The sequence below is a fragment of the Pseudarthrobacter sp. 1G09 genome (assembly GCF_050038305.1).
GTDB classification, from domain to species: Bacteria; Actinomycetota; Actinomycetes; order Actinomycetales; family Micrococcaceae; genus Arthrobacter; species Arthrobacter equi.
Window position 1 is genome coordinate 291,428 of record NZ_CP188306.1, and the last position, 17,221, is coordinate 308,648.

General features: G+C 66.6%; 18 protein-coding genes. 17 read left to right on the forward strand and 1 reads right to left on the reverse strand.

Translation table 11 applies throughout. The annotated features are described in order from the left end of the window. Window positions 1-71: 71 nt before the first annotated feature. From ACP3TD_RS01355 to ACP3TD_RS01390, 8 genes are all read left to right on the forward strand, one after another. On the forward strand, window positions 72-767 hold the full coding sequence (locus tag ACP3TD_RS01355) for a GntR family transcriptional regulator (protein WP_426764988.1): 696 nt from the start codon (window positions 72-74) through the stop codon (window positions 765-767). A 53-nt stretch (window positions 768-820) separates the two neighbouring features. Beyond that, window positions 821-1,486 carry an amino acid synthesis family protein gene (locus tag ACP3TD_RS01360; protein WP_426764989.1) on the forward strand — a complete coding sequence of 222 codons (666 nt, stop codon included), beginning with the start codon at window positions 821-823 and terminating at the stop codon, window positions 1,484-1,486. Further along, complete coding sequence (locus ACP3TD_RS01365) at window positions 1,486-2,037, forward strand: amino acid synthesis family protein (RefSeq protein ID WP_426764990.1); 552 nt, start codon at window positions 1,486-1,488, stop codon at window positions 2,035-2,037. Before ACP3TD_RS01360 ends, ACP3TD_RS01365 begins: the two co-directional genes overlap by 1 nt. Continuing rightward, a complete protein-coding gene (locus ACP3TD_RS01370; protein WP_426764991.1) occupies window positions 2,034-2,774 on the forward strand; it encodes an alpha/beta fold hydrolase in 741 nt (246 codons plus the stop codon). Before ACP3TD_RS01365 ends, ACP3TD_RS01370 begins: the two co-directional genes overlap by 4 nt. Further along, a complete protein-coding gene (locus tag ACP3TD_RS01375) occupies window positions 2,771-4,252 on the forward strand; it encodes an aldehyde dehydrogenase (RefSeq protein ID WP_426764993.1) in 1,482 nt (493 codons plus the stop codon). The genes ACP3TD_RS01370 and ACP3TD_RS01375 overlap by 4 nt, the downstream gene beginning before the upstream one ends. 11 nt (window positions 4,253-4,263) lie before the next feature. Next, window positions 4,264-4,464, forward strand: coding sequence for a tautomerase family protein (locus ACP3TD_RS01380; protein WP_426764994.1), 201 nt, complete (start codon window positions 4,264-4,266; stop codon window positions 4,462-4,464). A gap of 56 nt (window positions 4,465-4,520) precedes the next feature. Further along, the gene (locus ACP3TD_RS01385) at window positions 4,521-5,588 is read left to right on the forward strand and encodes an LLM class flavin-dependent oxidoreductase (RefSeq protein WP_426764995.1); all 1,068 of its coding nucleotides are present in this window, start codon (window positions 4,521-4,523) and stop codon (window positions 5,586-5,588) included. Between the two features lie 183 nt (window positions 5,589-5,771). Further along, a complete protein-coding gene (locus tag ACP3TD_RS01390) occupies window positions 5,772-7,256 on the forward strand; it encodes an FAD-dependent monooxygenase (RefSeq protein WP_426764996.1) in 1,485 nt (494 codons plus the stop codon). A 99-nt stretch (window positions 7,257-7,355) separates the two neighbouring features. Here ACP3TD_RS01390 and ACP3TD_RS01395 read toward each other — a convergent pair whose 3' ends face one another. Continuing rightward, window positions 7,356-8,156, reverse strand: a complete 801-nt coding sequence (locus tag ACP3TD_RS01395) for an IclR family transcriptional regulator (RefSeq protein WP_426764997.1) — start codon at window positions 8,154-8,156, stop codon at window positions 7,356-7,358. A gap of 120 nt (window positions 8,157-8,276) precedes the next feature. Here ACP3TD_RS01395 and ACP3TD_RS01400 point away from each other — a divergent pair, with 120 nt between their 5' ends. From ACP3TD_RS01400 to ACP3TD_RS01440, 9 genes are all read left to right on the forward strand, one after another. Further along, entirely contained in the window at window positions 8,277-8,786 is a 510-nt protein-coding gene (locus ACP3TD_RS01400) for a tripartite tricarboxylate transporter TctB family protein (RefSeq protein ID WP_426764998.1), read from the forward strand. Between the two features lie 2 nt (window positions 8,787-8,788). After that, window positions 8,789-10,291, forward strand: a complete 1,503-nt coding sequence (locus tag ACP3TD_RS01405) for a tripartite tricarboxylate transporter permease (protein ID WP_426764999.1) — start codon at window positions 8,789-8,791, stop codon at window positions 10,289-10,291. 54 nt (window positions 10,292-10,345) lie between these two features. Next, window positions 10,346-11,356, forward strand: a complete 1,011-nt coding sequence (locus ACP3TD_RS01410; protein WP_426765000.1) for a tripartite tricarboxylate transporter substrate binding protein — start codon at window positions 10,346-10,348, stop codon at window positions 11,354-11,356. Between the two features lie 30 nt (window positions 11,357-11,386). Then, complete coding sequence (locus ACP3TD_RS01415; RefSeq protein ID WP_426765001.1) at window positions 11,387-12,016, forward strand: methyltransferase; 630 nt, start codon at window positions 11,387-11,389, stop codon at window positions 12,014-12,016. Between the two features lie 44 nt (window positions 12,017-12,060). After that, window positions 12,061-12,840 (forward strand): DUF1932 domain-containing protein, encoded by a 780-nt coding sequence (locus tag ACP3TD_RS01420; RefSeq protein WP_426765002.1) that lies wholly within the window; start codon window positions 12,061-12,063, stop codon window positions 12,838-12,840. A gap of 80 nt (window positions 12,841-12,920) precedes the next feature. Continuing rightward, window positions 12,921-14,258 (forward strand): TRAP transporter large permease subunit, encoded by a 1,338-nt coding sequence (locus ACP3TD_RS01425; protein WP_426765003.1) that lies wholly within the window; start codon window positions 12,921-12,923, stop codon window positions 14,256-14,258. Between the two features lie 10 nt (window positions 14,259-14,268). Continuing rightward, complete coding sequence (locus ACP3TD_RS01430; protein WP_426765004.1) at window positions 14,269-14,523, forward strand: hypothetical protein; 255 nt, start codon at window positions 14,269-14,271, stop codon at window positions 14,521-14,523. After that, window positions 14,520-15,503, forward strand: coding sequence for a cyclase family protein (locus ACP3TD_RS01435; protein WP_426765005.1), 984 nt, complete (start codon window positions 14,520-14,522; stop codon window positions 15,501-15,503). The genes ACP3TD_RS01430 and ACP3TD_RS01435 overlap by 4 nt, the downstream gene beginning before the upstream one ends. 253 nt (window positions 15,504-15,756) lie before the next feature. Continuing rightward, window positions 15,757-17,112 carry an MFS transporter gene (locus tag ACP3TD_RS01440; RefSeq protein ID WP_426765006.1) on the forward strand — a complete coding sequence of 452 codons (1,356 nt, stop codon included), beginning with the start codon at window positions 15,757-15,759 and terminating at the stop codon, window positions 17,110-17,112. Window positions 17,113-17,221: the final 109 nt, after the last annotated feature.

A 17,221-nucleotide genomic window follows, 5' to 3' on the forward strand; every position in this document is an offset into this window, starting at 1 on the left:
AATTCAGCTAGATCTAGGGAAGCAAAATTCAACCCTTGACGGTTTTCTTGTATGCAACGTAGGTTTGATGCATGCAAGAAGTAATCCAGTTGCGGAAAGCCGCACAGACGTCCGCCAGCCAGGTCAGCCTTCTGGACAAGCTGCGGAAGTTGGTCCTCAGCGGTGAGTACCCGCCCGGGGCTCCGCTGCCGGAACTGTTCCTGGCCGAGGAATTCGACGTGAGCCGGACCCCGGTACGCGAAGCCCTGAAGCAGCTGGAAAATGAGGGCCTGGTGGAGATCCGGCCCAAGGTGGGGACGTTCGTCCGGATTCCCACGCGGCGCGAAATCGTTGAGCTCTTCCAATTGAAGGAGAGCCTCGAGGGCCTGGCCGCCAGCCTCCTCGCGCGGCGGGGCCCGGTACCGGAGATGGACATCCTCAAGCGCAACATCGAGGAGTCCGAGCGGGCGGAACGGAATGCGGACAGCGTTAAGTACGCGGAGCTTGTCCACGAGTTCCACTGGACCATCGTCCGGGGCTCGGACAACTCCAAGCTCGTGGAGCACTACGGGCGGCTCATGAACCAGCTTGCCTACCACCGGATCGTGCTCAAGACCGTTGAGCGTCCCGCCCGGATGCGTGCCTCCATCAGGGAGCACCAGTCGGTGATCGACGCACTCCTGGAAAAGGATGCGGTGGGCGCCGAACTCGCCATGCGCGGCCACGTCAATGCTTCCAGCCTCGCCGCGGCACGGGGCACGGACGCCGGCGCACCAACAGATGCTTAGTGACCGAGAGGAACCCCATGACCGCCATTAGCTCCCCGAAGAAGGGTTGAACTGTGCCTGAAACCGCTTTGTCCCCCGTCGCTGAGGGAACCAGCGCCACATCAACAGTGGAAGAACTCGCCAGGGAACTCGGTGTCCGCAAGGTCACCGTGCTGACCGAAGAGATCCTGCGGGACGGCTCCGGCGCCCTGGCCACCAGGGTGACCAGGGCTGCCGCTGCCGCCATCGTCCGCAACCCGTGGACCGGATCCGCCGTCTCCACCGACCTTGCGCCCGAAACCGAACGCCTCGCTCCGGTGCTCGCCAAAATCCTCACGGACCGTCTCACGGCTGCCCTGGGCGGAGCCGGCGAGATCGAGGCGTTCGGCAAGTCCGCCGTCGTGGGCCTTAAGGGCGAGATGGAACACGCCGCAGCGCTGATCCACACCCCGTTCTTCGGCAACCTTGTCCGCGAATTCCTCGAAGGCACCTCAATCCTGTCCTTCTCGGACGACCGCGCCGAACCGGGTACCACCATCGCCGTGCCGATGTGGCACAAGCAAGCCGCTTCCACCCGCAGCCACTACCAAACCCTGACACTGAGCCTGAGCGATGCGCCCCACCCCAACGAAATAGTCGTGGTGGCCGCGGCCTCCACCGGCTCGCGTCCGCATCCCCGCATCGGTGACCGCACCACCGACCGCCCCGTAACCGCCGAAATCCTGGAGGGAATCCTGTAATGAAGATCCGCAAAATCGTCACCCTGACCGAAGAAATCCTCACCGAGGGCGGACGTCCCGTGACCCCCGCCGCCCGCGTAGCCATCGCCGTCGCAGTCGTGGAAAACCCGTGGGCCGGGCAGGGATTCGTCGAGGACCTCACCGAGGGCATCGACGCCACCGCGTCGGACCTCGGCGCCCTCCTCACCCCCAAGGTCATCGAGGCACTCGGAGCGCCCGTGGAGGCCTACGGCAAGGCAGCCATCGTCGGCATCGAAGGCGAGGTTGAGCACGGCTCGGCACTGATCCACACCCTCAAGTTCGGCGACCACTACCGCAAGGCCGCTTCCGCCACCACGCTGCTGCCCGCCGTCGAGAAGCGCGCCCCCGCCGGCACCGTCTTCGACATTCCGATGAAGCACATCACTGACGCAACCATCCGCTCGCACCACCAGAGCGTCGAGGTCAGGTTGGCCGACGCGCCCCACCCCGGGGAAATCCTCATCGCGCTGGCTGCCTCCGCGCAGGGCCGGCCCCAGGAGCGACTGGCACCGCTGTCCACGGAGCAATGAGCCACGTGCCCGAGATTCCCGTTGCCCTCCTGCACGGCGTTGGCCTCGACGCCGGCATGTGGGAGCCGGTCCGGGACGCCCTCAAACGTGACTCGGTGGCCCTTGACCTGCCGGGCCACGGGCAGCAACCGGCCCTCACCGCACCCACATCACTGGCCGAACTGGCCGAGGACGTGCTGGCACGCCTCCCGCAGAGAAGCCACCTCGTTGGGTTCTCGCTCGGGGCACTGATTGCGCAGTACATCGCCAGGTTCCACCCGGACCGGGTGGCAACGCTGACCTGCGTCAGTTCAGTGTGCCGGCGCACGAAGGACGAAGCCGATGCGGTCCTCAAAAGGCTCGCGGCGGCAGAATCGGACTTCCCGGCAACGGTGGAGGCTTCTATCAGCCGCTGGTACACCGGCACGTCCGTTCCCGAAAGCGTCGTGGAAGCGACGCGACGCACCCTGGCGGGGAACGACGTCGGCTCCTTCGTTCACGCCTACCGCGTCTTCGCCATCGGGGACGCGGTCATGGGACCGGAGCTTGGCAGCATCAGCGTCCCCACTCTCGCGGTCACCGGTGAACTGGACCCTGGATCGACACCGGACATGACGCACCGCCTCGCCGAAGCAATCCCCGGTGCCAAGAGCCTCGTAGTACCGGGCGCACGGCACATGCTGCCGGTCCAGGACGCTGACGTCCTGGCCGGGGCCATCAACGACTTCATCCAAGAATCTGAAGGAGAACGGGCATGACACTCCGACTCGACCACTTCATCGGGGGTACCTGGTCGGCTCCCGCCGCGGGGGAATACTTCCCCAGCACCAACCCCGCAACCCTCGAAGTGCTGTACGAAGCTGCGCGGGGAACCGAAGAGGACGTCCGCCGCGCCGTGGCAGCAGCCAAGGAGGCCTTCGGGTCCCCGCTGTGGCGCGACCTCACGGCCACCAAGCGCGGACACCTGCTCCGCCGCCTCGGTGACCTCATCGGTGAACACGCCGAGGAACTTGCTGAGCTGGAAACCCTGGACAACGGCAAGCTGCTCCGCGAGATGCGCGGTCAGCTCGCCTCCCTGCCCGAGTACCTGTACTACTACGCCGGGCTCGCGGACAAGGTCCAGGGAAGCCAGATCCCCACCAATTCCATCACCATGCTGAACTACACCCAGCGCGAACCGCTTGGCGTTGTCGGTGCCATCACCCCGTGGAATTCACCCCTGACGCTGACCACGTCGAAGCTTGCCCCCGCGCTCGCGGCCGGCAACACCGTGGTGATCAAGCCCAGCGAGTACACGTCCCGGACCATTCTCCGCGTCGCCGAACTCGCCTCCGAGGCAGGGTTCCCGGACGGTGTGGTGAACGTCGTCACCGGTTTCGGCCAGGAAGCCGGCGCCGCGCTGGTCAGCCACCGCGACCTCGCCAAGATCTCCTTCACCGGATCCACCCAGACCGGTGCCCGCATCGCCGCGGAGACGGCGTCGCGCTTCATCGGCTCAACCCTTGAACTCGGCGGCAAGAGCCCCAACATCGTCTTCGGGGACGCGGACGTGTCCAACGCGGCCATGGGTGTCATCGCCGGGATCTTCGCGGCCGCAGGCCAGACCTGCATCGCCGGGAGCCGCGTCTTCGCCCACCGCAGTGTCTACGACGAACTTGTGGAGCGCGTTGCCGAACGCGCCGCGTCGATCATCATCGGCGACCCCCGCCTGGCCACCACGGAATTGGGCCCCCTCGCCTTCGGCGCACAGCTGGAGAAGGTGAGCTCCTACGTGGACATCGGCGTCAGTGAAGGTGCCACGGTGCGGACCGGCGGCAAACGCCCGGACATCGAGCTCCCCGGCTACTTCTTCGCACCCACCGTGCTCACCGGCGTCGACAATTCCATGCGCGTGGTGCGCGAAGAGATCTTCGGCCCGGTGGCAGCGATCATGCCGTTCGATTCCGAGGACGAGGTGGTGGGCCTGGCCAACGACACCGAATACGGGCTCGCCGCCGGCATCTGGACACAGAACCTCGCACGCGCGCACCGGATGGCACGCCGTCTGGAAGCGGGCACGGTGTGGGTCAACACGTACCGCGCCATGTCCCCTATGTCGCCGCGGCAGGGGTTCAAGAACTCCGGCGTGGGCATCGAGCACGGACTTGAATCCATGCACGAATACACCCGGCTCAAGAGCGTCTGGATCAACACGGACGAGGGCCCCGTCTCCGATCCGTTCGTCCTGCGCAGCTGAAAGGAACCCGCATGCCGCTCATCGAAGTATCCATCGCCAGGGGCCGCAGCCCGGAACAGCTCCGCTCGCTGATCGATGAACTGCACCTCGCTGCCGAGAAGGCCGTGGGCGCGGTACCCGAAAACACCACCGTCATCATCCGCGAAATCGAGCACGAACACTGGTCCCGCGGAAACCAGACCATTGCCGAACGCAACGCCGCAGCCCAGTAGCTGCAGTCACTAACCACGCGTGCGGCGGACACCGCCGCATAACGAAGGAGTTACACATGCGCTTTTCCCTCTTCGTCCACATGGAGCGCTGGGACGAGTCAGTCTCGCACCAGGAATGCTTCGAGAACCTGACGGAGCTCGCCCTTATCGCCGAGGCCGGCGGCTTCAGCACCGTCTGGATCGGCGAGCACCACTCGATGGAGTACACCATCTCGCCGAGCCCCATGCCTCAGCTGGCCTACCTTGCGGCAAAGACGTCGAAGATCCGCCTCGGCGCCGGAACCATCATTGCGCCCTTCTGGAACCCGCTGCGGGTTGCCGGGGAGTGCGCCCTCCTGGACGTCATCAGCAACGGCCGGGCGGAGGTGGGGCTGGCACGCGGTGCGTACCAGTTTGAATTCGACCGCCTGATGGGCGGCATGTCAGCGGTCGACGGCGGCAAGCACCTCCGCGAGCTTGTCCCCGCCGTCCGCGCGCTCTGGGAAGGGGACTACGCGCACGACGGCGAGGTGTGGCAGTTCCCCACGTCCACCAGCGTTCCGAAGCCGATCCAGAAGCCCACCCCGCCCATGTGGATAGCGGCCCGGGACATTTCCTCCCACGAATTTGCCGTTGCAAACGGCTGCAATGTGATGGTGACTCCGCTGATGAAGGGCGACGAGGAAGTCGAGGACCTGGCACGCAAGTTCGACTCCGCCGTCGAAAGCAACCCCGGCGTCTCCCGCCCGGACCTCATGGTGCTGCGCCACACGCACGTCCACTCCGCGGACGAGCCCGAAGGCTGGCGCCGCCCGGCCGAAGGCATCAACAAGTTCTACCGCACCTTCGACGCCTGGTTCGGCAACAAGACCACGCCCACGAACGGTTTCCTGGAGCCCAGCCCCGAGGAAAAGTTCGCCGAGCGGCCCGAATTCACGCCCGAATCCCTGCATAAGACGGCCATGATCGGAACGCCGGAGGAGATCATCGGGCGCCTCCGCAAGTATGAGGCACTCGGCGTCACCGAATTCAGCGTCTGGTCCGACAACACCCTCACCCACGAGGAAAAGAAGCGCTCACTCGAGCTCTTCATCGAACACGTGGTGCCGGCGTTCCAGGAACAGCCTGCAGCAGTTTCACGCTGACCCTGCCAGATACAAACGTGAAGGTGCCCCGTCAGTCCGTGAATCCGGGCTGACGGGGCACCTTCCGTAGTTCCAATGTATCGCCTGGGGTGGGGCTTGCGGCAAGGCCCCCGGTGGGCCGGATAATCGTTCGCCGGAGGCCGTGGCATCTGCGCGGCCCCACGGAGGATGGGGAGCACCGGGATGAAGCACCAGACAGTGATCGTGGGAAGCGGGCCCACCGGGCTCATGCTGGCGGGGGAGCTGGCGCTCGCCGGGGTGGATGTGGCCGCGGTGGAGCGGCGTCCCCGCCAGGAGCTTGCCGGCGCACGGGCCGGCGGCCTCCACTCCCGCACCATCGAGGTGCTGGACCAGCGGGGCATTGCGGAGCGGTTCCTCGCCGAAGGGCAGGTTGCCCAGGTGGCAGGGTTCGCCGGCATCCGCTTTGACCTCACCGGGTTTCCCACCCGCCACGCGTACGGGCTGGGGCTGTGGCAGAACCACATTGAGCGCATCCTGGCCGGCTGGGTGGGCGAGCTGCCCGTGACCTTCCACCGCGGCACCGGGGTGACGGGTGTTGCGCAGGGCAGCGCCGGCGTCGAGGTCTCCCTGACGGACGGCCGGACGCTGCATGCAGACTTCGTTGTGGGGTGCGACGGCGGCCGCAGCCTGGTCCGCAAGGCTGCGGGCATCGATTTTCCCGGCTGGGATCCCACCACCAGTGCGCTGATTGCCGAGGTGGAGATGACCGGGCAGCCGGAGTTCGGCGTCCACAAGAACCCGTTCGGCATCCACTCCTTTGGCCGGCGCGAGTACACCATCCAGGGCGGCAAGGTGGTGTACGCGGACAGCGGCCCGGTGGCGGTCATGGTCACCGAGGAGCACGTGGGCGCCGGCGAACCGGGACTGGCCGATCTCAGCGCGGCCCTCACCGCCGTGTGCGGAACCGACTACGGCGCACACAGCCCCATCTGGATTTCCCGGTTCACGGACGCCACCCGGCAGGCTGCCACCTACCGCAAAGGGCGGATCCTGCTGGCCGGCGATGCGGCGCACATCCATGCGCCCGACGGCGGCCAGGGCCTGAACATCGGCGTCCAGGACGCCGTAAACCTGGGCTGGAAGCTGGCGCAGGTGCTTCACGGGACTTCGCCGGAAAGCCTCCTGGACACGTATAACGCCGAGCGCCATCCAGTGGCGGCACGGGTCCTGCGCAACACCATGGCCCAGAGTGCACTCCGCCGCCCGGACCCCAGGATCACCGCTGCAGGTGAGGTGATGGCTGAGCTGCTGGGGATGGAGGAGCCGCGCCGCCGGTTCGCCGGAATGCAGTCGGGCCTGGACGTGCATTATGACCTCGGCAAAGGCCACCCGCTGCTGGGCCGCCGCATGCCGGACCTGGACCTGGAGACGCCGGCCGGGTCCCTGCGGATGTACACGCTGCTGCACACTGCACGCCCGGTCCTGTTGAATCTCGGGGCCGCCGGTGCTTTTGACTCCACGCCCCTACCGCCAGCGGTTCAACTGGTGGAGGCACACTTCAGGGGTGAGTGGGAGCTGCCGGTCCTCGGATCTGTTGCCCCGCCTTCGGCCGTCCTGGTCCGTCCAGACGGCTACGTGGCGTGGGTGGGGGAGGGAACCGTGGCTGGCCTCGCCGAGGCACTCGGCACCTGGTTCGGAGAAGCCTGACAACCCAACTGGCCCGGTTTTGCGGCCAAACGTCCCCGGGCGCCGTGGAAATTTCAGGGACATTCCCGGAAAGCTGGGCCAGTTTGGGCACAGTTGCGTTCAGTAGACGGAGCCCTCGAGCAGCTCGGAGAGGCGGCCGGCGGCGCGGCGGAGCTCGGGGACTCCGGCTTTCAGGGTGGCTTCGCTGGCAGCCTCCACCGGGCTGGTCAGTGAGATGGATTCGGTAGGCCGGCCGGTCCGGTTCTGGATGGCCATGGCAACTGAGAGGACGCCGGTGGCCCGCTCGTCAGCGGAGTAGGCGTAGTCGGTCCCGGGTTCGGGGAGGCGCCCGCGCAGGTCTTTTGCCGTCAGGTCCGCGTCTTCCTGGCCGGAGGCCACTGCCGCCGTGACCACCTGCTGAAGTTCGTCGTCGGAGGCCGTTGCCAGCAGGATTTTCCCTGCTGCGCCGAGCGTCAGCGGCAGCCGCTTGCCCAGCGGAAGGTCGTAGCGCAGCGGCGCCTCGCCGTCCACGCGTGCCACCAGGATGCGCTCGAAGCCCAGCCGGGAATACAACGACGCCGTCAGTCCGGTCTGCGAGGCCACCTGCTGCAGGATGGGGCGTGCCGCGACCACGAGGGGATCGTTTTCCAGGAAGCTGCGGGCCGCCGGGAGTACGGCCGGGCCGATCCGGTAGGACTTGTCCGTTTGGCTCACCATCCCGAAATCCTGCAGAACCCGAAGGATCCGCAGGGTGGTGGGCAGGCTCATGCCGCAGTTCCGGGCCAGGTCGCTGAGCCGCTGCGGCCGTTCCGCCCGTTGCAGTTCCGCAAAGACCTCCATGGCCCTCGAGAGGGAGCGCATGTTCGAGGACTTGGGCCCCTCTTCTGCCGGCCCAGCCGTGTTGGAAGTCGTCGTCGCCATTCTTCCATTCTATGTAATTTCCTTGCGCTTGACAGTCCGTGTGTCTCCTGTCACCATTTCTCAGTACGCAATATAGTTTCATTCTGTGAAATGCAATGACGCGCAGTGAAAAGGAATCCCATGACAACGGAGTCAGTCACGACGAACCCCGGGCATGAAGGCACAACCCGGGTGGCCCCTTCCGTGCTGGCAGGAATCGGCGCCTTCGCGGCCGTCGGTGTGTATGTCCTCGTCAGCTCCATCAGCCTCGGGCTGTGGACATCCCTCGGCCCGGGTCCGGGCCTCTTCCCCTTTGCCATGGGCGCCGTCCTCGCCGCAATGGCCCTCCTCTGGCTGCTCCAGGAACTCCGCAACCCCAGCGAAACGGCAGCCGGCGTTGACCGCGGACTCGTGATCGCCGTCGTCGCCAGCCTGGTGATCCTCGCGGCCGTCATGGACCTGCTCGGGTTCCAGCTGAGCATGTTCGCCTTCCTGCTGTACCACCTGAAAATTCGCGGGAGCAGGACCTGGGTGTCCTCGCTGGTCATCGCCGTGGCCGGAAGCTTTGGGGCGTTCTACGCCTTCAACTACGGCCTGAACGTCGCGTTGCCGGTCTCCGCCCTTCCCTTCCTTAACGCGATCGGACTCTAGACGTGGATACCCTCAACGAACTCCTCAACGGCTTCGCGGCCGCCATGACCTGGCAGAATCTGCTGTTCGCCTTCCTGGGCTGCCTGCTGGGCACCATCATCGGCGTCCTGCCGGGCATCGGCCCGGTGGCCGGCGTCGCCCTGCTCATCCCGCTCACCCTGAACATGGACGCCACCGGCGCCATCATCATGCTGTGTGCCATCTTCTACGGCACCGCCTACGGGGGAACCATCACCAGCGTGCTGCTGAACACCCCCGGAGAAGCAGCCTCCGCCATCACCACCATCGACGGCTACGCCATGACCAAGATCGGCAAGGCAGGCGCCGCCCTGACCATCGCCGCCGTCGGGTCCTTCGTGGGCGGAACCATCGCCACCATCGGCCTGGTGGCAGCCGCCAAACCGCTGGGCGAACTCGGCCTGCTGGTGGGGCCGCCGGAATTCTTTGCCCTCATGGTGGTGGGCATTTCGCTCCTGGTGGCCCTCGCCGGAAAGTCCATGGTCAAGGCCGTCATCTCCGGCGCCCTGGGCCTGCTGATCTCCATGGTGGGCATCGACCCCGTGGCCGGCGCGCCGCGCTTCACCTTCGGCATGGACCGGCTCCTGGACGGTGTCAGCTTCGTGGCCGTGATCGTGGGCGTCTTCGGCCTCTCCGAACTTCTGTCCTACCGCAAGGGTGACCAGCCAGCCGCGGTGCACGCACCCAACCTGCGCTCGCTGCTGCCCACCGGCAAGGAATGGCTTCGCAGCGCCCCAGCGATGGCCCGCGGCACCGGCATCGGTTTTGGTCTGGGCCTCATCCCGGGCATGACCGGCTCTGTCTCCTCGTTGCTGTCCTACGGTGCGGAAAAGAAGTTCTCCCGCAACCGCCACGAACTCGGCAAGGGCGCCATTGAAGGTGTTGCCGGCCCCGAAACGGCCAACAACGCCCACGCCAACGCGGCCCTCATCCCGCTGTTTACCCTCGGCATTCCGGCCTCACCCACCATCGCCGTTTTGATGGGCGCCTTCCTGCAGCAGGGACTCACCCCGGGACCCACCCTCTTTACCGAGAACTCCGAGATTGCCTGGGCCATCATCGCCAGCCTCTTCATCGGCAACCTGATCCTGCTCCTCCTCAACGTCCCGCTCGTGGGGCTCTGGACCTCCATCCTCCGCGTCCCGTCGTCGATCCTCACCGCCCTGATTCTGCTGTTCATGGTGATTGGCGCCTACACCATCAACTTCAGCGTCTTCGATGTCTTCGTGATGATCGGCTTCGGCCTCCTGGGCCTGGCCCTCCGGCACCTGGACATCCCGCTGGCACCCATGGTGCTCACGCTGGTCCTCGGCCCGCTGATGGAACGGTCACTGCGCGAGTCCCTCGAAATCTCCCAGGGTGACTTCAGCATCTTCACCAGCCGCCCCATCTCCGCGGTGCTGATCGGCCTGGGCGTGCTGATCGTCTTCAGCCCGCTGCTCAAGCTCCGCAAGCCCAAGGCCCTGAACGAAGACCCCGAAACCTAGACCCCGCCGCATTCCCCCTTGCATCCAAATCCCCACCTTCAAAGGAGAAGAACCATGAAGACCCGTATGCGCCTCGCCGCCGCCCTTGCCGCGGCATCCCTGATCGCACTCACCGGCTGCGGTGCCAACCCCGGAGCCACCGGCGCCGCCGGTGCGGCCAGCGATTTCCCGAAGAAGGGCAAATCGATCGACATCATCGTCGCCTTCGGCTCGGGCGGCGCCGTGGACACCGCCGCCCGGCTCATCCAGCCGGTCCTCGAAAAGGAGCTCGGCACCAACGTCGAGGTCATCAACAAGCCCGGCGCCGGCGGTCAGATCGGCTACACCCAGCTCACCAGCGCCAAGCCCGACGGCTACACCATCGGCGCCACCGGATCGCCGTCGGTAGTGGTGTCGCCCCTGGACCCGTCCCGCGGGGCCAAGTACACCCGCGAAAGCTTCCAGCCTCTGGGCCGCCAGGTCATTGACCCCACCGTCATCGCCGTCCAGCCGGACAGCCCGTACAAGACCATCAAGGACCTGCTGGACGCCGCCAAGGCCAACCCGAAGTCCATGACCGCCAGCACCACCGGCCTGCAGACCGGCGAGCACTTCGCCTTGGCCCAGATCCAGGAAAACACGGGCTCGGAATTCGCTCCGGTCCACTTCTCGGAGGGTGCCTCGCAGGCCACCACCGCGTTCCTCGGCAAGCACGTGGATGTCCTGGTGGCCAACGTCAGCGACGTGAACGACCTCAGCAAGCAGGGTAAGGCCCGCGTCCTCGGCGTCATGTCCGCGGAGCGCGCACCTGCCCTGCCGGACATCCCCACCTTCAAGGAATCCGGCTACGACCTGACCGCCGGCACCGCCCGCGGCTACTCCGCACCCGCCGGCCTGCCCGATGACGTTGCCAAGAAGCTCGAAGCCGCCATCCAGAAGGCCATCGAGGACCCCGCCGTGGTGAAGAAGATGCAGGACCTGGGCCTGCAGACCAGCTACCTCAACGGCGCCGACTACAAGACGTTCTGGGCCGGCCAGGAAGAGGACTTCAAGGAAGTCCTCCCGATGGTCCAGAAAAAAGACTGACCCTGCCGGCCCTGAACGGAAAGATCCATCATGACAACTCCAGCCATTGACGCCACCGACGCGGACTTCGCGCGCCCCGACCAGGCCACCATCGAACGGCTCGCCAAACTGCCCGCAGCCAACATCGGCGATGCCATGGACCGCCTCGGCGTCGCGGATTCGGCCATCCAGGCTGTCTGGCCGGGTGCAAAGCTTGCCGGGCCGGCCTTCACCGTGTGGACCCGCCCCGGCGACAACAAGGGCATCCACCAGGCCCTGCAGCAGGTCCGTCCCGGAGACGTCATTGTGGTGGCCGGCGGCGGGGACGAATCCCGTGCCCTCCTGGGCGAGCTGATCGGTGAGCGCGCCATCAACCTTGGCGTGGCTGGCTTCGTCCTGGACGGAGCAGCGCGCGACGCCGAGGCGCTGGGTGAGATTGGCATGCCCGTCTTCGCCAGGGCTACTTCGCCCGCCGGTCCCTACAAGGATGGCCCGTTCAGGCTGGGGACCGCCGTCGCCTTCGGCGGCGTCCCTGTCCTCCCGGGCGACGTGATCGTGGGCGACTCGGACGGCGTGGTGGTCATCCCCCGGGAGCAGGCCACCGCCGTCGCCGAGGCTGCCGAAGCGGTCTTTGCGGATGAGACGAACCGCCGCCAGGCCATCGTCGCAGCCCGCAACTGAACACCAACACCACCAGAACGCCACCAGAAGGAACAGAGCAAACCATGACAGCGTGCACCGTCATCGGCCTCGGCGAAGCCGGAGCCACCTACGCCGCGGCACTGACCGCCGCGGGCCACCAGGTCACCGGCTTCGATCCGGTGGCCCCCACCACCCCGGCAGGCGTCACGCGGGCCGCAACGGCAGCCGAAGCATGCACCGGAGCGGACATCGTCCTGGTGATGACCGGCGCTGCAGCCGCCCGCAGCGTGGCTGGGGAGTGCCTGCCCGTGCTCGGCGCCGGCAGCGTCTACGCGGACTTCACGTCCTCGTCCCCGGGCGTGATGCAGGAGCTCGGCCACTTGCCCAGCAAAGCCGGCTTCGCCGACGTCGCCATCCTCGGCCCGGTCTCCGCGCTGGGCGAAAAGACCCCGCTGATGGTGAGCGGTCCCGGCGCCCAGGCCGTTGCCGACCTGCTGGTCCCGTTGGGCGTACAGGTGGAAATCGCCGATGGGGAGCCCGGGGCGGCGATGGCCCACAAACTGCTGCGCAGCGTCCTCATGAAGGGCCTGGCCTCCGTGGTGGTCGAAGCCGTCACGGCTGGAAAGGCAGCGGGCCTGGAGGAATGGATCCGCAGCCAGATCGCCGGGCAGCTGGCCGGCGACGGCCAGGCCGTGATCGATCGGTTCCTTACCGGCAGCGCCAAGCACGCCGTCCGCCGGTCGAAGGAAATGCAGGACACCGCCAGCTACCTGTCTGACCTTGGCGTCCCCGCAGAGATGACCACCGCCTCGGCCACCGCGCTGGCCCGCATGGCGGAAGCCACGGAACCGGCCTTGCGCTGACCGCGCAGTCAGGCACAATCAGGAACGGGTAACACAGTGATTTCCACACCAACCGGCAACCGGGCGTCAGGAGCAGCAGCATGATCGGCATCTGGGCACTCGGCGCCTACCTTGCCGTCATCCTCCTCTGGACCACCGTGATCAAGCGCAGCGTGGGGGAGGCCATGATCCTCGGCTTCCTGGCGGTGCTGCCCTTCACCGGCGCCGCCGCGGCGGCCATTGGCTGGGATTCGCTGTACGACGCCATTACCGACGAGATTGTCTACGCCACCATGGCATTCGTCTTCATGGGCTACCTGCTGGACAAGGCAGGCGTCCTGGACCGGCTGATCGACCTTTTGAACTCGCTCATCGGCGGGGTCAAGGGCGGGCCGGCCTGGGTTTCCACGGTGGCGTCTGCCGGACTGGGCGGGGTGGTGCACAACCAGGCCGCCATCGCCGCCACGGTGGGTTCCGTGACCATTCCGTGGATGGAAAAGTCCAAGCTGGACAAGCCGTCCGCGGCCACGCTGGTGGCGGGCAACGCCGGCATGGGCATCACGTTCCCGTTCAGCGCTTCGATGTTCGTTCTGGTGGGTTCGGCCACCGTGGGGCCGCTGCTGGACATCAACGCGCTGGTCCTGCCCCTACTCTTCGGCGGCCTCTGGTGCTTCCTGCACCGGCTGGTGGTTACCTGGCTGCTGGTCCGCAAAAGCGGAATGACCCCGCTCGACGCCGCGCACCGGCTGACGGTGCGCTCGGCCTTCGGCCGCGGCTGGGCCACGCTGCTGCTGTTCGTGGTGGTGGCCATCCCGCTGGTGATCACCACGGGTGACCTGGCCAAGGGCCTGTCGGACTGGACTGGCGGGGACGTCACCAAATCCGTCAGCGTCATCGTGTGGATTCCCGTAGTCCTGATCATCACCGGCCTCCTGCTGGGCCGGAAAAACCTGCCGGGCAGCGGCCGGGGCTGGTGGACGCTGCTGCAGGAGTCCGCTCCGCGGTTCGGCATTGTGGGCGTCACCGTGGTGTTCGCCTTCGCCGGGGCCAACGCGCTGGCCGCCACCGGGTTGCCCCAGCAGATGACCACTCTCCTCAACGGGATGAACCTGCCGCTGTGGCTGCTCGCCATCCTGATCGGCCTGATCATCATTGCGGTGGCGGCGCCGCTGTCCGCCACCGCCACCATGGCCGCCGTGGGAACGGTGGGCGTGGCAACCCTCGTCGCCGCCGGCGTCCCGGCCACCACCGCTGCCGTGGCCGTCCTGGTGTTCTCGTCCTGCGAAGCGGCCGTCCCACCCGGCGGTGCCCCGCTGTACGTGGCCTGCGGCATCGCGGACGTTGACCCACTCAAAACATTTGCCCGGCTCCTGACCCATTACGCCCTGCCACTGCTGGGCATCGGCGTCCTGATCATCCTCGGCATCCTGCCGATCTAGGGAACAATCCATGCACGCCTTCCGAAGGGCCATCGAAGTCCTCTTCGTCCTCACACTGGCTGTACTGCTGGCCGGCGGCATCGTCTTCGTCCTCGGCCAGGCCATCGGCCTCGTGGCGGGCCAGGGCCAGTGGCTCACGGCGCTCAATGACACCGTCAAGACACCCATCTGCATCGCGGCCTCTGTTTGCGCCGTGGCTGGTTTCCTGCTCAGCTACAAGCGCCGCCAGCCACAGGAGCAGCCGCAGAAGGCGGGGGCCCGATGAATTCTGCTGACGGTATATATCTCGACTTTGACGGGCTGCTCCGGCGGGAGGGGCGCCTTGCCGGCACCTCCTGGGGCCTGTTTCCGCACCCAACCCGCGGGACGCCGTCGTTCATCACCCCCGAGGTGCTGCTTAATGCGCGGGAGTGCATACGTACCGGCACCGTCTTCGGCCTCGACTACCCGGCAGACGCGTTCCACCCCGGAATGTCCTTGAAGCGCGGCGCACCCAAACACACCATCTACTCCTCCCACCCGGCACACCGCGATGACTTCCTGGACGGCTACTACCTCCAGGGGTCCAGCCAGGTGGACGGACTCCGGCACCGCCGGGCGGACGACGTGGGTTTCTACAACGGCACTGCCGATGACCGCGTGGTGGAGGGGACCCCGGACCTGGGCATCCAGGAATGGGCGGACGAACCGATCGTTGGCCGCGCGATGCTGGTGGACCTCGGGGGTTACCGCGCCGCCTGCGGCACCCCGATCGACCATGCAGCAGGGGAGCCGCTGGGCCTCGACCTCATCGAAGCGGCCCTGGCGGCACAGCGCGCCACCCTCCGCCAGGGGGACATCCTGCTGCTGCACACGGGCTGGTGCGAATGGTTCCTGGACCTCCCGACGGCGGAAAAGCAGCAGGTGCGCGACAGCAGGACGGCCACCGGCATCGCCCAGTCGCAGGACTTCGTGGCGTGGGCCTGGGACCAGCGCCTGGCACTGCTCGCAGCGGACAACTTCGCCCTCGAATGCCTGCCCGCGGTTCCGTACAGCCCGTACCGGGACTCGGCCCCCAACGACCACGGCATGATGCACCAGCAGCTCCTCGCCAAGCTGGGCATGCCCCTGGGTGAACTGTGGCGGCTTGGCCCGCTGGCCCGGCACATGCGCAATACCGGCCAGTGGGATGCATTCATCAGTATCAAACCGCTCAACATCACTGGCGGAACAGGATCGCCAGCCAACGCCACGGCCATACTGTGAGCCTCGGCTCCGCCGAGAACTGACCAGCTGCCCGGTCCGCCCTGGGATACGCCCTGCGGATTGAGGTTTTCCTGGCCTGTTGGCGGGGCGATCCCTCTGCCGCGGTGGCCGATTTCATCCGCCCGGCGCAAGAGGCCTACGTGCCGGGATAGCGCTTGCCCGTTGACGTAATGCGTATCACGTCCTAAGATTATGAATCGATTCAAAGTACCGGCCTGCCGGTTCTTTGCCAATGGAGTCGAAGGACAATCTCATGAGCACTACCCACAGCAGCGCCGTCCGCACCAGCGGGGCGGCAGGAGCCGGTCCGCGGGATCCGAGGAAGGCCGCGATGAGCGGTTGGATCGGAAGCGCCCTGGAGTACTACGACTTTGCGCTGTACTCCCTGGCCGCGACCCTGGTTTTCCCCACCATCTTCTTCCCGTCGGAAAACCCCACCGTCGGCATCATCGCGTCCCTGGCCACCTATGCGGTGGGCTATGTGTCCCGGCCCATCGGCGCCGTGGTCCTTGGTGCTTACGGTGACCGGAAGGGCCGCAAGAGCGTACTGGTCTTCGCGATGCTGCTCATGGGTTTCGCCACCTTCGCCGTGGGCCTCCTCCCTACTTACGGGCAGGTGGGCCTCCTGGCTCCGGCCCTGCTGGTGGTCCTCCGCCTGATCCAGGGCTTCGCCGTGGCCGGTGAACTGGGCGGTGCCAGTGCGATGATCGTTGAGCACTCGCCGGATTCCAGGCGCGGCTTCTTCGCCAGTTTCAGCCTGCAGGGCACTCAAGTGGGCTCCATCCTGGCCACAGCTGTTTTGCTCCCGCTGTCCGCGGCCCTCCCGGCGGACCAGTTCGCGTCCTGGGGCTGGCGCATCCCGTTCCTGCTGAGTGCCGTGGTCATTCTTGCCGGCTACTTCATCCGCCGCCGGGTCCAGGAACCGCCTGCATACGCTGCGAAATCCGGGGAAGCTGCGCAGAAGCAGCGCTTCCCGCTGATGGAGCTCCTGCGCACCCGCCCCGGCGCCCTGGTCCGCTGCATCCTGATGACTTTCGCGAATGTCATCGGCATGGCCACCCTGATCTTCGGAGTTTCCTACGCCACCCAGAAGGGCTACGGCAACGGGTTCTCCAGCAGCGAGTTCCTGTGGGTCACGCTGGTGGCCAACATCGCCGCCGTCGTCACCATTCCGCTCTTCGGGGCGCTGTCCGACCGGATTGGCCGGCGAACGCTGATGGCAGGCGGCGGACTGCTGGGTGGCGTGATGGTGGGCGGCTACCTGTGGGCGATTGAACAGGGCAGCCTGCCGCTGGTCTTCGTCTCCGTGGTGATTGTGCAGGGCATTTTCTTCCAGATGTGGAACGCCACCTTCGCCACATTCTTCCAGGAGCAGTTCCCCATGCGGATCCGCGTCACCGGTTTTGCCGTCTCGCAGAACATCGGCCTGATGATCGCGTCCTTCTTCCCCAGCATATTCACGGCCATCGCCCCTCCGGGCACCGCCAACGTGCCGCTGACCATCGGGCTGGCCACCTTCGTCATCTGCCTGGTGGCCACCGTGGCCACCCTCATGTCCTCGGACACCAAAGGCAAGTCGCTGGAGGACCTGGAGGCGCACAAGGCCTGACCGGCCTGAAAGGGCCGGCGCAGCCAGGCCAGACACGAAGGAGGGGACAGCACGTGCTGTCCCCTCCTTTCTGCGTGCTGCCCCGGCTCCGCCGTCTCGCGCACGCACG

What these genes read in the sequence shown, in the direction of transcription:
- ACP3TD_RS01410 (WP_426765000.1), top strand. Translation starts at nt 10,346, where the DNA reads ATGAAGACCCGTATGCGCCTCGCCGCCGCCCTTGCCGCGGCATCCCTG.
- ACP3TD_RS01355 (WP_426764988.1), top strand. Translation starts at nt 72, where the DNA reads ATGCAAGAAGTAATCCAGTTGCGGAAAGCCGCACAGACGTCCGCCAGC.
- ACP3TD_RS01375 (WP_426764993.1), top strand. Translation starts at nt 2,771, where the DNA reads ATGACACTCCGACTCGACCACTTCATCGGGGGTACCTGGTCGGCTCCC.
- ACP3TD_RS01365 (WP_426764990.1), top strand. Translation starts at nt 1,486, where the DNA reads ATGAAGATCCGCAAAATCGTCACCCTGACCGAAGAAATCCTCACCGAG.
- ACP3TD_RS01400 (WP_426764998.1), top strand. Translation starts at nt 8,277, where the DNA reads ATGACAACGGAGTCAGTCACGACGAACCCCGGGCATGAAGGCACAACC.
- ACP3TD_RS01430 (WP_426765004.1), top strand. Translation starts at nt 14,269, where the DNA reads ATGCACGCCTTCCGAAGGGCCATCGAAGTCCTCTTCGTCCTCACACTG.
- ACP3TD_RS01390 (WP_426764996.1), top strand. Translation starts at nt 5,772, where the DNA reads ATGAAGCACCAGACAGTGATCGTGGGAAGCGGGCCCACCGGGCTCATG.
- ACP3TD_RS01435 (WP_426765005.1), top strand. Translation starts at nt 14,520, where the DNA reads ATGAATTCTGCTGACGGTATATATCTCGACTTTGACGGGCTGCTCCGG.
- ACP3TD_RS01415 (WP_426765001.1), top strand. Translation starts at nt 11,387, where the DNA reads ATGACAACTCCAGCCATTGACGCCACCGACGCGGACTTCGCGCGCCCC.
- ACP3TD_RS01370 (WP_426764991.1), top strand. Translation starts at nt 2,034, where the DNA reads ATGAGCCACGTGCCCGAGATTCCCGTTGCCCTCCTGCACGGCGTTGGC.
- ACP3TD_RS01385 (WP_426764995.1), top strand. Translation starts at nt 4,521, where the DNA reads ATGCGCTTTTCCCTCTTCGTCCACATGGAGCGCTGGGACGAGTCAGTC.
- ACP3TD_RS01425 (WP_426765003.1), top strand. Translation starts at nt 12,921, where the DNA reads ATGATCGGCATCTGGGCACTCGGCGCCTACCTTGCCGTCATCCTCCTC.
- ACP3TD_RS01380 (WP_426764994.1), top strand. Translation starts at nt 4,264, where the DNA reads ATGCCGCTCATCGAAGTATCCATCGCCAGGGGCCGCAGCCCGGAACAG.
- ACP3TD_RS01440 (WP_426765006.1), top strand. Translation starts at nt 15,757, where the DNA reads ATGAGCACTACCCACAGCAGCGCCGTCCGCACCAGCGGGGCGGCAGGA.
- ACP3TD_RS01420 (WP_426765002.1), top strand. Translation starts at nt 12,061, where the DNA reads ATGACAGCGTGCACCGTCATCGGCCTCGGCGAAGCCGGAGCCACCTAC.
- ACP3TD_RS01395 (WP_426764997.1), bottom strand. Translation starts at nt 8,156, where the DNA reads ATGGCGACGACGACTTCCAACACGGCTGGGCCGGCAGAAGAGGGGCCC.